The organism is Sporanaerobacter acetigenes DSM 13106 (assembly GCF_900130025.1).
In the GTDB taxonomy this organism is placed as follows: domain Bacteria; phylum Bacillota; class Clostridia; order Tissierellales; family Sporanaerobacteraceae; genus Sporanaerobacter; species Sporanaerobacter acetigenes.
On the sequence record NZ_FQXR01000010.1, the window covers coordinates 26,981 to 41,156 of the forward strand.

At 31.7% G+C, this 14,176-nt stretch carries 16 protein-coding genes; 2 read left to right on the forward strand and 14 right to left on the reverse strand.

The features are described 5' to 3' along the window. Positions 1–53 precede the first annotated feature (53 nt). Together BUA21_RS10130 and BUA21_RS10135 are read left to right on the forward strand one after the other, a co-directional pair. Entirely contained in the window at positions 54–1,067 is a 1,014-nt protein-coding gene (locus BUA21_RS10130; protein WP_072744717.1) for an ABC transporter ATP-binding protein, read from the forward strand. 11 nt (positions 1,068–1,078) lie between these two features. After that, the gene (locus tag BUA21_RS10135) at positions 1,079–2,761 is read left to right on the forward strand and encodes an ABC transporter permease (protein ID WP_072744718.1); all 1,683 of its coding nucleotides are present in this window, start codon (positions 1,079–1,081) and stop codon (positions 2,759–2,761) included. Between the two features lie 56 nt (positions 2,762–2,817). On the opposite strand, the gene BUA21_RS10140 is transcribed toward BUA21_RS10135, so the two are convergent. From BUA21_RS10140 to BUA21_RS10205, 14 genes are all read right to left on the reverse strand, one after another. Beyond that, complete coding sequence (locus BUA21_RS10140) at positions 2,818–3,747, reverse strand: transketolase family protein (RefSeq protein WP_072744719.1); 930 nt, start codon at positions 3,745–3,747, stop codon at positions 2,818–2,820. Then, positions 3,740–4,567: a transketolase gene (locus tag BUA21_RS10145; protein ID WP_072744720.1), complete on the reverse strand. Its 828-nt coding sequence runs from the start codon at positions 4,565–4,567 to the stop codon at positions 3,740–3,742. The genes BUA21_RS10140 and BUA21_RS10145 overlap by 8 nt, the downstream gene beginning before the upstream one ends. A 15-nt stretch (positions 4,568–4,582) precedes the next feature. After that, positions 4,583–5,437: a YitT family protein gene (locus BUA21_RS10150; RefSeq protein WP_072744721.1), complete on the reverse strand. Its 855-nt coding sequence runs from the start codon at positions 5,435–5,437 to the stop codon at positions 4,583–4,585. 19 nt (positions 5,438–5,456) lie between these two features. Further along, entirely contained in the window at positions 5,457–6,212 is a 756-nt protein-coding gene (locus tag BUA21_RS10155) for a WecB/TagA/CpsF family glycosyltransferase (RefSeq protein ID WP_072744722.1), read from the reverse strand. After that, positions 6,205–7,323, reverse strand: coding sequence for a polysaccharide pyruvyl transferase CsaB (gene csaB / locus BUA21_RS10160; RefSeq protein ID WP_072744723.1), 1,119 nt, complete (start codon positions 7,321–7,323; stop codon positions 6,205–6,207). The genes BUA21_RS10155 and csaB overlap by 8 nt, the downstream gene beginning before the upstream one ends. Before the next feature lie 14 nt (positions 7,324–7,337). Continuing rightward, positions 7,338–8,669 (reverse strand): O-antigen ligase family protein, encoded by a 1,332-nt coding sequence (locus BUA21_RS10165; protein WP_072744724.1) that lies wholly within the window; start codon positions 8,667–8,669, stop codon positions 7,338–7,340. Continuing rightward, on the reverse strand, positions 8,660–9,214 hold the full coding sequence (locus BUA21_RS10170) for a hypothetical protein (RefSeq protein WP_072744725.1): 555 nt from the start codon (positions 9,212–9,214) through the stop codon (positions 8,660–8,662). Before BUA21_RS10170 ends, BUA21_RS10165 begins: the two co-directional genes overlap by 10 nt. 15 nt (positions 9,215–9,229) lie before the next feature. Beyond that, positions 9,230–9,715: a DUF4330 domain-containing protein gene (locus BUA21_RS10175; protein ID WP_072744726.1), complete on the reverse strand. Its 486-nt coding sequence runs from the start codon at positions 9,713–9,715 to the stop codon at positions 9,230–9,232. A 4-nt stretch (positions 9,716–9,719) separates the two neighbouring features. After that, on the reverse strand, positions 9,720–10,841 hold the full coding sequence (locus tag BUA21_RS10180) for a glycosyltransferase (protein ID WP_072744727.1): 1,122 nt from the start codon (positions 10,839–10,841) through the stop codon (positions 9,720–9,722). A 99-nt stretch (positions 10,842–10,940) separates the two neighbouring features. Continuing rightward, positions 10,941–11,873 carry a PIG-L deacetylase family protein gene (locus BUA21_RS10185; RefSeq protein WP_072744728.1) on the reverse strand — a complete coding sequence of 311 codons (933 nt, stop codon included), beginning with the start codon at positions 11,871–11,873 and terminating at the stop codon, positions 10,941–10,943. 11 nt (positions 11,874–11,884) lie between these two features. Then, a complete protein-coding gene (locus BUA21_RS10190; protein WP_072744729.1) occupies positions 11,885–12,949 on the reverse strand; it encodes a GNAT family N-acetyltransferase in 1,065 nt (354 codons plus the stop codon). Between the two features lie 18 nt (positions 12,950–12,967). Next, on the reverse strand, positions 12,968–13,423 hold the full coding sequence (locus BUA21_RS10195) for a hypothetical protein (protein ID WP_072744730.1): 456 nt from the start codon (positions 13,421–13,423) through the stop codon (positions 12,968–12,970). A gap of 121 nt (positions 13,424–13,544) precedes the next feature. Next, on the reverse strand, positions 13,545–13,895 hold the full coding sequence (locus BUA21_RS10200; protein WP_072744731.1) for a type II toxin-antitoxin system PemK/MazF family toxin: 351 nt from the start codon (positions 13,893–13,895) through the stop codon (positions 13,545–13,547). Further along, a complete protein-coding gene (locus BUA21_RS10205) occupies positions 13,892–14,173 on the reverse strand; it encodes a CopG family ribbon-helix-helix protein (RefSeq protein ID WP_072744774.1) in 282 nt (93 codons plus the stop codon). Before BUA21_RS10205 ends, BUA21_RS10200 begins: the two co-directional genes overlap by 4 nt. Positions 14,174–14,176 lie beyond the last annotated feature (3 nt).

Consider the following 14,176-nt stretch of genomic DNA (forward strand, 5'->3'; position numbering starts at 1 on the left):
ATATCTCCTTTTTATTACAAAATTAAATTCAATATTTTCTAGTGGAGGATATGATGGAAACATTACGCTTAGAAAACATAGATAAAAAATTCGGTGACAATATAGCATTAAATAATATAAATTTTTCTATTGATGAAGGAAAGCTATTTACATTTTTAGGCCCATCTGGTTGTGGAAAAACTACTATATTAAGAATTATTGCAGGATTTTTAGAGCCTGATAATGGTAAGGTCTACATAGGTAATAAAGATATTACTAATCTACCACCAGAATCTAGAGAAGTAGGAATGGTGTTTCAAAACTATGCTCTTTTCCCTCATTTAAATGTTTATGAAAATATAGCCTATGGTCTTAAAGTCAAAAAGCTCCCTAAAAAAACAATAGATGAAAAAGTAAATTATTACCTTAAATTAGTAAACTTAAGTGAATATAGTAATAGAAAAATATATGAATTATCAGGAGGAGAGCAGCAAAGAGTAGCTCTTGCTAGATCCCTAGCAATAGAACCCAAAATACTTCTTTTAGATGAACCTCTTTCAAATCTAGATGCAAAACTTAGGGATAAAATGAGAATGGAAATAAGAGAACTACAACAAAAGCTAGGGATTACTACTATATTTGTAACCCATGATCAAGGAGAAGCCCTAACTATATCGGATAAAATAGCTGTTTTTGATAAGGGAATATGTGTACAAATAGGAACTCCAAGAGAAGTTTATAATAACCCTACAAATAGCTTTGTAGCTTCATTTATAGGCGAAACTAACTTATTTAAAGTAAATGATATTCTCCCCTTCAACATACCTTCAAATAAAAAAGGAGAGTTTATATCTATACGGCCACAGGAAATTGAGCTAACAAGAGAATTTGATGGGGACAAGAACAGTTTTAGAGCTAGAATTGAAAGTATTCAATTTAATGGAATATCTATGGATTACATATGTAATATAGATGGCACAAAACTAAAAGTTACAATGCTAAATACTGAAAACTCAGGAAATGGCTTATCTATAAACGATGAAATTTGCCTAAAGATTAATCCTGATTCCATAAAAGTAATAGATTAAAGGTGATTATTATGAATATAAAAACAAAAAACATTGGAACTAAGTTTATGAAAATTATCTTTTATTTGGTTATATTCTGGTTTTTGATTGGATATGTTCTATATCCAGCTGTAAATACTCTTATTACCAGCCTTTCAAATAACGGAGTATTTACTTTAGACTATTATAAAGAGTTTTTTACGTCTAATACCAATATTACTGCATTAAAAAACACCTTGGTTTTAGGCTTTGCAACTGTTTTAGTATGTGGAATAATAGGAACTTTCTTGGCTTTCTATGTGAATTTTTTTGATTTTCCCTTTAGAAAAACAATTCACAGAATCCTATTGACTCCTATAATGCTGCCGGGAATAATTATAGTAATTGCCTTTATACAGCTATATGGAGAAAGCGGCTTAGTTACTAAGACTATAGAATTACTTTTAAATTTAGACACAATTCCTTACAAGTTTTCTGGATTTAAAGGTATATTATTTGTGCATGCATATACCCAATATGTATATTTTTATATGAATACATCCGTTGCAATCAAATACCTTGATTATTCTTTAATAGAATCTGCCAGAAATCTAGGAGCATCAAAGACAAAAATATTCTTTACTATAATACTCCCAATGATATCCCCCGCACTTATAGCTTCTAGTATTATAACCTTTATGTCTGGCATTAGCTCATTTTCGGCTCCAAATTTGCTAGGTGATACTTATAGAGTAATGAGTACTCAAATACTCTTATCAAAAGCAAATAAGCATATGGAAATGGCAGCAGTACAAGTAATGATACTATTATTAGTATCCATTACATTTTTATTATTACTTAGATATTATGAAAACCACAACAAATTCTCAACATCAGTAAAAGGCACCCCATTCAAGCCAGTAAAGATAAAAAACAGAATAGTGAGACTTATTTTTACAATAATTTGTTTGTCATCTATCATAATGATTATATTGCCAATACTTACAATTGTACTATTATCTTTCGTAAAACCAGGCACATGGATGATTGAAATATTCCCAAAAGAATTTAGCTTGGATAACTATGTTAAAATTTTTACAAAAAAAAGAACATTTTTACCTTTTAAAAATAGTATTCACATGTCTATTATGGCCTCTTTGTTTGGGCTAGTTATCGCTGTGCCTTGCTCTTATATTATAGTAAAAACTAACAACAAGTCCAAAATTGCAATAGAAATACTATCTATGTTACCTTGGGCTATGCCTGCAAGTACTATAGCCATCAATCTTATAAATACTTTTAATAAGCCTAATATATTTGCATTTCAAAATGTATTAATAGGTGGATATATGATTTTGCCACTAGCCTATTCAATCAGTTTGTTCCCGCTTATTGTTAGAAGTACCAATGTGGCATTGTCTAGTTTAAGTGATAATCTAGAAGAAGCTTCAAGAAGTTTAGGTGCTACTTGGTGGCATACATTTATGCATGTAACTATTCCTATCATAACTCCTGGAATACTATCAGGTACCATACTAGGCTTTATAAGAAGTATAGGAGAATACGGTATTTCTGCATTTTTATACGGAGTATCTAATAAGCCTATATCCATTGCTATGGTCAATGCCTTATATGATTTTGACATAGGATTATCTATGGCCTATGGAGTCTTAGTTGTCATATTAAGCAGCATATTGACTATGATTATTATGAAAATAGAAGATTCAAATTTTTAGAAATAAAACAAATAGAAAAAGGTGGCAAACAAAACGTCCCCTTGCCACCCTTTTCTTTATATAAAATCTTTTGTTGTTTTTACGATATTTTCTACGGTTAAACCATATTTTTCGAGTACATCATCGGCTGTTCCTGACTCACCAAAGGTATCATTGATTCCTATTCTCTTTAGTGGCACTGGATAGTTTTCTGAAAGTACTTCTGCTACGGCACTACCCAATCCTCCAATGATACTATGTTCTTCTGCCGTGATTATTTTCTTTGTTTCTTTTGCTGCCTTAATGATGATATCACTGTCTATAGGTTTTATGGTTGACATATTTATAACTCTTATGGATTTGCCTTCTTTTTCTAGCATTTCACTCGCTTCCAATGCTTTTGAAACCATAATACCTGTAGCTATGATAGTTGCATCAGAACCATCTTTTAATAGTACACCTTTTCCTATTTCAAAATTATAATTTTCATCAAATATTGTAGGTACTTTACTTCTTCCAAGTCTTATATATACTGGCCCTTTGTATTCAGCAGCTTTCATTATACATTTTTCTGCTTCTACTCCATCTGCTGGATTTAAAACTACCATGTTTGGAAGAGATCTCATAAGACTTATATCTTCAACAGATTGATGGGTTGCTCCATCTTCTCCAACTGTAAGCCCTGCATGAGTTGCAGCAATTTTTACATTTAATTTTGGATAGCATATAGAATTTCTAATTATTTCAAAAGCTCTTCCAGTGGCAAATACAGAAAAAGTGCTGGCAAAAGGAATTTTACCTGCTGTAGACAATCCTGCTGCTGTACCCATAAGATTTTGTTCTGCTATACCTATATTGAAAAATCTATCAGGATATTCTTTTTTAAACACAGCAGTCTTTGTAGAACCAGAAAGGTCTGCATCTAGTACTACTACGTCTTTATTCATACTTCCCAATTTCTTTAGTGCTTCTCCATAGGCCTCTCTTGTAGCCATAGAATTAGTCATTCTTAACACCTCCCAATTCTTCAAGTGCTTGTTGTGCTTGTTCACTGCTTGGAGCTTTTCCATGCCATCCTGCTTGATTTTCCATAAAAGAAACTCCTTTTCCTTTAACTGTACTAGCTATTATCATAGTAGGTTTGCCTTTGGTGTTTTTAGCTTCTTCCAATGCAGCAAATATCTCTTCAAAATTGTGTCCATCTATTTTTATCACATGCCATCCAAAGGCTTTGAACTTTTCATCTATAGGTTCAATATTCATTACATCTTCATTTTTCCCATCAATTTGCAGACCATTGTGATCCATGAATACTGTTAAATTGTCTAGCTTATAGTGAGCTGCAGACATAGCTGCTTCCCATATGATACCTTCTTGGACTTCCCCATCTCCTACTAGAGCATATACTCTATAGTCTTTTTTATCAATTTTACCTGCCAATGCCATACCACTAGCTGCTGAAAGGCCTTGCCCCAATGAACCTGTAGTCATATCTACTCCTGGAGTTCCTTTCATATCTGGATGTCCTTGAAGCATTGAATTTATCTTTCTAAGACTGTTCAATTCTTCTCTTGGAAAATATCCTCTTTCTGCTAATACTGCATAAAGCACTGGTGCACCATGACCTTTTGACAATACAAATCTGTCTCTATCTTCCCAATGTGGGTTTTTAGGATCAATATCCATCTCTTTAAAATAAAGAGCAGTCAAAATTTCACAAGCTGAAAGGGACCCTCCTGGATGTCCTGATTGAGACTTTTCAAGCATTTTAATTATGTTAATTCTTAAGCTTTTTGCAATGGACTTTAATTCTTCATAATTTTTCACATTATCCCTCCTACTTTATTTTACTCTTTTAAAGCCTTCACCTATTACTTCATACATTTCAGTCACCATGACAAAAGCATTTTCATCTACCATAGTGACTATATCTTTTACTTTTGCAAACTGTGATCTATTTACAACACAAAGAAGTACATCTTTATCTTCTTTTGTGTACATACCTTTTCCTTTAAATAGTGTAACTCCTCTATTTAAATCTTCCACAAGAACCTTGCTCATTTCTTCTGGTTTCTCTGTAATTATTAAAAAGGCCTTTACATAACCTGCCCCTTCAAGAATCAAATCTACTATTTTAATAGCCGAATATAATGCTATGATTGAATAAAGAGAAGTTTCAATCCTTTTATCAGCAATACCGGCTATAATTACAACACATATGTCTATAGCCATCATAAAAGTTGATATGCTGAATCTTGGAATAACCTTGTTTAGTATTGCTCCAGCTAAATCAGTTCCTCCAGTAGTTCCACCAGATTTAAATACTATTCCTAATCCTACGCCCATAAGCACTCCACCAAATACAGATGATAACAACAAGTCCTTGGTGACTACTTCATAGGGAACAATCTTAAAGAAAAATGAAAGTGTCAATGTCGCAAAAAGAGTTTTCGCACCAAAAGCTTTCCCCAACATTTTAATTCCTATAATAAATAATGGTATATTTATAATCAAGTTTGTAATATATACTGGTATGCCAGTCCCTCTTTTGATTACAACCGCAAGACCAGTAACTCCTCCTGGAGCAATAGCATTGGGCTCTAAAAAAAAGTTTAGCGAAACAGCCATTAGAAAAACTCCTAGAGCAATTCCCACATAAGAAATAATTTCTTTATACCATTTTTCACTTGTTTTCATACACTTTCCCTCTTTCTAACTATTCCACTACGTTTTTGCCAAATATGATTTTTAACATGAATTTTGGAAGTACCATTTGTCTTTTTATCCTTGATGGTTCTTTTACAAGTCTGTAAAACCATTCTAATCCTAGCTTTTGATAAACTTCTGGAGCCCTTTTTACTTTTCCTGCAATTATATCCATGGTTCCTCCATTTCCTATGAGAACCTTGCAATTTAATTTATCTTTATATAAATCCATCCATTTTTCTTGTTTTGGAGCTCCAAATCCTACAAATAAAATATCTGGATTAGATGTATTTATCTTTTCAATAACTTCTATTTCTTCCTCATGACCAGGATAACCTATATGTGCACCCTTAAAATAACCATTGTTGTAACCTGCTATTTTTATATTTGGATATTTTTTTGATATATTTTCTCCTGCTTCTTTAGAAATTCCTTCTTTCCCACCTAGTAAAAATAGACTATATTCGTTCTCATTAGCTATTTCGAGCATTTTCATAGAAAGGTCAAACCCCGTAACTCTCCCTTTTAAGGGCTTCTTTTTTATCTTTGAAGCATATATAAGTCCTATACCATCTGGAATGATTAAATCTCCATTGTTTAATATCTCCTTTAAGTTTTCATCTTCCCTAGCTTCCATTATTATTTCAGTGTTTGGTGTATATATGGTCTTTGCCCCTTCTCTTTTGAGAAATTCATCTACTATATTTACAGCTTCATCTAAACTTACTTTATCAACTCTTGTACCAAATATCTTTATACTATCCATTTTTACCACCCTCTTCTACAAGGTTCAAGGCCATTTTTACATTTTCTAATGCTTTTTCTTTTAACTTTTCATCTTTTTTCATCAAATTTCTTCGTATATTGTCTTTATTTTTCCACACATTGTCAATGTCAGTGTACAATTCTACAAGCTCTATATCTTCAATATGACACATATATTCCATGTCTATAAACTTTAAAAAGCCCTCAATTTTAGGATCATATATTAACCCAATCATAGGAGTACCTTGAGTAGCGGCATATATCAATGAATGAAGTCTCATAGCAATTATAAGTTCCATTTTTTTTATGATACCCATTATATCTTCTACGCTATACATTTCTTTGAGTAAATAACAGTTTCCCCTATTTACATTTTCTTTTATTTTCATGCTTATATCTAAATCTTCTGGATAGTGCATAGGAATAAGCAACACATTCACATCATAGCTGCCTAAAATATAGTCTATAGTTTTAGCTATAGTAGAGACCAATTCATCGTTGTTCTTCCACTGTCTAACTGATATTCCAATCATAGGCCTTTCTAAAGGTATATTCTCTATTTCAAATATTTCTGATATTCTCTCTTCAGTAGATGGAATTAGTGTGAATACAGGATCTGCAGTGACATGAATATTGGTATTTTTAACTCCCAATTGCTCTAGAAATTTTTTAGAATCTTCATCTCTTAGGGTAATTAAATCTACTTTGTTTAAAATTCTTTTGGTTAAAAATCTATTAAATTTTTTATTTATAGGCCCGATTCCATTGGCATATACCATTACTGGCTTTTTATGCCTCTTTGCCAAATTCATAAGCAATAAATAATAGAGTATAGATCTAGTGCTAGTCACATCTTGTAGTAAACTTCCTCCACCACTTATGAATAGATCACAGCTTTTTATAGCTCTCCTAACTTCCCTCATTTTGAATCTATTTATGGCTTCGATCCCATATATTCTTTTTGTATGGGAAGGTTTGTTTGAGAGTGCTACAATTTCAACGTTCTCACTATTTTCTCTTAAATCCTTAACTATAGCTTTTAAAATAGCATCATCGCCGCTATTATCAAACCCGTAGTATCCAGAAATGAGTATTCTTTCTTTTGCTTCCATATATATTCTCCTTTTTAACCAATCTCCCTAAATTCTTCTGATATTCTCATAAGAACTAGTATGAAAGATACTAAGGTCCAAAAAGTAATTATTATCTTAGGTAAATAAAAAACACTTTCTACAGCTCCTTGAGCAAGTAGAGCACTTATACCTGAAATCACACCTGCTGAAATGATTTTAGTCCATCTATCTTGGCCTTTCACTAAAGTTTTTATAGAGTATTTATATAGTATAAATATAAATACTATAAGCACTATAAGCCCTGGAATACCCATTTCTGCCATAGTCTCAAGATAGGTATTGTGAGCATGATAAGCAGGCATTGTTCTAATATAGGATTCAAAAGTTTGCTTAAATGGAATATATCCAAATCCAACTCCGGCAATCTTGTGATCCTTTATGATATCTAATGTTATTTTCCAAATTTTTATTCTATAATTGTTAGATGAATCTGCAAAGTTTCCAATGCTCAATATTCTATTTACCACTGTTGGTGGCAGAAATTTCATGGCACCAAGTCCCAGTGGTATCAACAATAAAAGCAATCTTTTTTCTACAAGTAGAACAAATACTAGTATACCAAAGGCAAATCCAACCCAACCACCTCTGGAAAAAGTCAATACCAAAGTCCCCATTAAAAGAAGAGAAGTCAATAAGAAAATAAATTTCTTATGCATTTCTTTGGTCTCCCAAAAAAGAGCAATGGAAATAGGCGTAGTCATTATCAAATATTCAGCTAATATATTGGGATTCCCGAATACAGAAAAAACCCTTGTTGTAATCCCTGAATTGTTTGAGACATCTAACCATTTGTCTTCCATTTCCACCCCAACTTTATACTGGTACAATCCATACAATGAAACCAATACTGCTGTAAAGACCATAGTTGTAAGGAGTATATTCAGGTCCTCCTTATCCTTTATTGTATTGGTTATGACAAATACAAAACTCAAAGACACTAAATGAATAGCTAAATCTCTAAAACTTCCTTGAACATTTATAGATGTAATAGTGGAAATAATGATTGCAATGACAAAAAGTGCAATAGGCATATCTATAGAATTTTTAGTTAAAGGACTTATACTTCTAAAAGTTCCCCTATATATAAATGCCGCCAATACAAACAACATAAACACAAGATTTAAAATATCGGGCATATAAGGCATTATAAATACAGCCAAAAAAGCTCCTATTCTCACATCATGTAATGTTGCAACAACTACCAAAAATCCTACAAATGCAAATGCAAAATATTTTAAAGGAAGTTTAAAATAAATTAGTCCAAATACTATTCCTAGCAATATGGGAAGGATATACTGTCTTTGTTTTAATTTTTCTACCACCATCTTTCCCCTCCCTTGTCTATAGTGAATAAGCTTTTTAAAAATTTAAAAGAATTGCTTTCTTCTAAAAGCATCTTGTATCCACCTTCATATTTCAATCCAAATATACCTATCAATAGTACAAAAATAGATACATAAAATGATTTCCCTAAAAATTTTCCTCTAACAGCATTAAAGATAAATACTGTCAATCCAAAGAAAAGTGAAAAAACTGCAAATGTGTTTTGAACTTCAACTTCATCTCTAAACAATACAGTTGTACTACTATCTAAAATACTGCCGCCTTTTCCCTTATTGATGAGTTTTCTAATAGCTTCTACAAGCTTATATATTAAATCAATAAATTTGCAATATATTTTATAAAACAAAGTCTCTCCTGCCATCTTTCTATTTGAAGAAAATAGGCGTAAAAAATTTGAGCCTTTGCTTATATATTTAAATCCCTTGCCTATAGTACTCATTATTTTCTTAAAAAGGCTATGTTCATATCCTAATTGAATTGCAGACCAAATTTTTGCTAAAACTGTTACAGTAACACTACTATACATAATATCACTCCAATGCTACTCAATTTCCACACCTAATATAGTGCCAAATACTGCTACTCTCTTATTCTTTAGTCTAAATTGATGACCAATTCTAGTTTGTTCCCCACCTACTATTATAGCATCATTAGTTTCTATTCCATCTGCTTCAACTGTAAGGGTAGCAACATATTTTTCTGGAACATCAGCTAAAATCCATTTCCCATCACCTTCAACAGGTTCTTTATAACTGTCAACCTTTACATCTACTATTTCCCCAAAATAAGTTCCTTTGTCATAATGGTATAGAGGATCTCCAACTACAAGTCCATCAATAGTAGGTTTTCTTACTTCAGAAACTTCTACTGTAACTAAGGTTTTCTTAGGCTCTGATACCATTTCGGGTTTAGCATTTCTAACTCTTTTCACACCACCACTTATAAGCAATGCAAGTATTACTAAAACAATTAGATCAATAACATTTATTAGTCCAAATAATTTTCCTTTTTCATTTATTATCTTCATATTTTTACCTCCTGCTTTCCAATATTTTTTCATATATTTCAAAATGATCTAAAGCCATTTTTTGTGATGAAAAACCAGATTTTACGGTTTCATATAAATTTCCCCCTAAAGTCTCAATTCTATTTTTATCTTCTAGGAAAGAGTTGATACATCTAGAAAGACCATCTACATCTCCTACATTTATCAACCAGCCATTGTGCCCATTTTTAATTAAATCTCCTATTCCTCCAACATCTGTACTGATAATAGGTTTTTTAAGCCTTGCACCTTCAAGAATTACATAAGGAAAGCTTTCACTTACAGATGTAAGAACATTTATATCTATAGCATTGAAAAAAGAATATGGATCTTTCACATATCCTAGAAAATAGACATATTGACTGATACCAAGTTCTTCTACCATGGATATAAGTCTTTTTTCTTCATTTCCTTTTCCAGCAATTAAAAATATAACATCTTTTCTATCCTCAAGCACTTTATATGCAGCTTTTATGAAAGTGTCATGATCTTTAACCAAATCCAATCTAGCAACAATTCCTACTAGAGTCTTGTCTTTTCCATCAATACCATATCTTTTTAAAAATTCATCTTTCTCTACAAAATCTATTTTACTTTCCATGTCAATCCCATTGTAGGCAGTAAATATTTTGTGCTCATCAAATCCTCTATCAATAAGCATCCTTTTGAAATTTGAAGAAATAGCAATATAGTAATCAAATTTTTTGAGTGCTGTTGAATTAATTGCTGTATATACTATTTTTTTATAAGGATTATCTTTAAAATCTAATTTATAATCACTATGTACTGTAGTCACAAAAGGCTTGTTTACCTTGTTTCTAAGAAACATGGCAATAAAATTAGCCCTTGCCCCATGACAATGGATGATATCGTAATCTTCTTTTAATATTTCCTCTTTAAGACGAGATATAACGGACATATCATATCTTTTTTTCTGATTAAATACCTCAATATTTAAACCTGCTTCTTTTGCTTCTCTATAAAAAGCATCTTCTATAAAGCAAATGATCTTTACATCTGCATATTTTTTAAGACCTTTGACCAGTGAAATTACATGAGTTTTAGCTCCTCCAGTATCACCGCCGCTTATAAGATGAAGTACCTTCATTATATTATAGCTCTAAATATGAGCTTCCTCCTTTCAAATAGAATAAAAATAAGCATAGTCTATATTATATCACAATAATATCTATGGTCCTACACCATTTTATCTTCTTGCAAGCTCTTCAGTTATTACTTTATCTACCAACGTATTGTACTCATTTTTCAATTGACTATTTTGCCTATAGGCCATTAGCAAATTGTATTCACTACTTAACTGTTTGAACTGTTCTGGTTTAAATCCTCTTTCCAATATGACTTCCAGTGCCTTTCTTGCCTCTTCAACATCGGATTTGACAAATACCTCTGCACCATATCCTTCCCCAGCTATCAATTTTTTTCTCCTATTTAAAAGGGAAAATGCACTGAAGCCCATAGCCCATTGAGATGTAAATATTTTATATAGTTCTTCCTTTTCATTGTACAATTTTTCATCCATAATACATAAAGCATTAACCGTACTTGGAAGTATGGGACTATTGACTTCATACATATATATACTATCAAATTCACTATTCCATTTTTCTATTGCCTTTATTGCACTAATTGTAGTTTCAACATGATCCCTATGACCATCAACTATAAAAGGGGTATATATAATATCTGGTTTTTCTATTTCAAGTATTTGAACTATTTTCTCTATTAATTCTTCTTTTGATGAATTTACACTTCCATCAGGTTCATCCAAAAAATACAAATTGTAAATTCCTAATGTTTTCTTTAAACATTCCCCCTCATTTTTCCTTTCCAAAACTACTTCTTCTCTAGAAAGTTCTGAAGTACTACTCCCTCCATCAGAAATATATACAAGAACGATTTTATCTGATCTATTCTTGTGTCTTATAAGTGTTCCTCCAGCTCCTATGGTCTCATCATCTACATGAGGGGCAAATACTAAAACCTTATTTTCTCCTTTAAACATATCATCAACTAAATAATTGTCTTTTTTATCACTATTCTTATAATAAAAATAAGTATATATCCGATTTATCAAAATTAAAGGATATTTTAAAATTGCTTTTATAATTTTCTTTGCCATTTCAAAACCTCCTAATACGTATCTGCTTCAATAGGCATTAGATACCAATTCTCTTCTTTAAAAATATACTCATCAATACTAGAGTCGTCAGTCAAATTTTTTACTGCAAAAGGAATTCTACTTTTAGTTTTCATAAATCCTAATTTTTTCAAAGTCTCTTCACGATACATTCCATCAAGAATCCAACACAATACAAAATCTATTTTTATAGATTTAAAATACTCTTTTGCCCTCTCATAAAGAGCAATATAGCTATCTTCGTCTTCTCCAATTATATCCACAATACTTCCTATTTTCAATGGATACTTTCCACGTACAAGCTTTTCTTCGTCTTTAACTACAATGTATCCCTTCAATTCTCCATTTCTTGTAGCTGCAAAAGTCTTGTATGAAATATTGGGATGATTGCTAATCCTCCAATTCAAAAAAGAACTTTCTCTAGTAGTCATAGTACCATAATTTTCACTTACTCTACTCCACAATTCATCAAATCTATGGTCAAAGTTTTTGATTTCCTCGAATTCATATTTCTCATTACTCTTCACTTTTTTGCCTTTAAATAGCCATATGAAAAACTTTATAGGAGCAGTCAAAACAATAGATAATCCTTTACTTTTCAAAAAATGTGCAGCCAATCTATCTAGTCTATATACATCCATATATAGTGGAATATCACAAACCAATTTTCCACCTAGTTTTTCAAGTATTCCTTGCAATGCTTCTTTACTTGGAAAACCATATCTAAATTTGATTCCCATCTCTATACCTAAATCATAAGAGTAAAAAGCCAAATTTTCATAATATCCCATTCTTCTAAAGTCTTTGTGAACCATTGCATCTATTGACTGACCACCTAATATTTCTCTATCTCCTACTTGCATTTTTGATGGCATCAAAGTACATTGTCCTATTATTTTTCCATCTTCATCTGCTAATGCCATTGCAGTTTGTCCATAAGGGCTTTCTAGAAACTGCCAATGCCAATAATTTACTTTCCTATCTTTTTTAAAAACTTCATTAAAAAGATTTACAATTTGTTCTTCATCCCCAACTCTATAAGGTCTTATTTCAGCCAATTTTATCCCTTCTCTCCCCTAATAATTTATTTCATAATTTCCACGAATCATAAATATGGCGTGAGTTTCAGCATAAACTCCTCTTCCATCATCTCTTGGAACAATCAGCATATGATTTGCCGGCACTCTTTCTCCCATCTTTAAATCTTTTCCATCTGTAATATCTGAAAGTCCACCTAGTTCTCCTGCAATTGTAGTAGCCTTGCCACCACGAAGAATTATTTCCGTTCCAGCCTTTCCTACAATAGATTGTCCACTTTCTATTTCTACTACTACAAGAGTGGAACCGGATGAACTACTGTTTGCTGTCTTTTGGTCAACATAAGCTTTGATTTCTCTAACTTGTTTTTCTACGTAACTCAATGTAACTAATGGATCATCTTGTGAACCTGGTTCAGAAAAAGCTATAATCCCTATACTAAATATTATTGTCAAAATAATGATTGCTGATAATATAATATTTTTCTTCTTCATATAAATTCCTCCTTCATTAGATTATACTATAGATTTGTGACCTTTTAAATATCTAGCATGTATTTCCCAGGAAATTTCCCAAAAAAATAAGCATGTTATCCATGCTTATTAAAATTATTCGTTATAAATCTACAAGTCCAAGACTTATCTTTAGACATTCATCAACTTTGTCCATCATATCGTCATTAAACCTGCCAATTTTTTCTCGCAGCCTTTTTTTATCTATAGTTCTAATTTGTTCCAGTAAAACTACCGAATCTTTAGGTAGTCCATATTCAGGAGCATTTATTTCAACATGAGTAGGAAGTTTAGCCTTATTTATCTGAGAAGTAATAGCCGCAATGATAATAGTAGGACTATATTTGTTCCCTATGTCATTTTGTATGACAAGGACAGGTCTAACTCCACCTTGCTCCGAACCTATAACTGGACTCAAATCAGCATAAAAAATATCTCCTCTTTTAACTATCACACTTTTTCACACCCTGTAAGTTTTGCTTCATAAATATACAATTCTCTCATATCTTGTTCCATGCCCATTTCTGCAAGACTACTATTTATCTTGCTCATTTCCTTATAGCCAGTTTTCATTTTTTCGCATATATCTACTCTTTTCTTTTCTCTAATATATAATTTCATGGCTTCTCTCACTAACTCACTCCTGTTTTTTTTCTCACTAGAAACTATAAAATCAACTTCTTCTAACAAGCTATTAGGTAAACTTATCATGATCCTTTTGGTTTCAGCCATTAA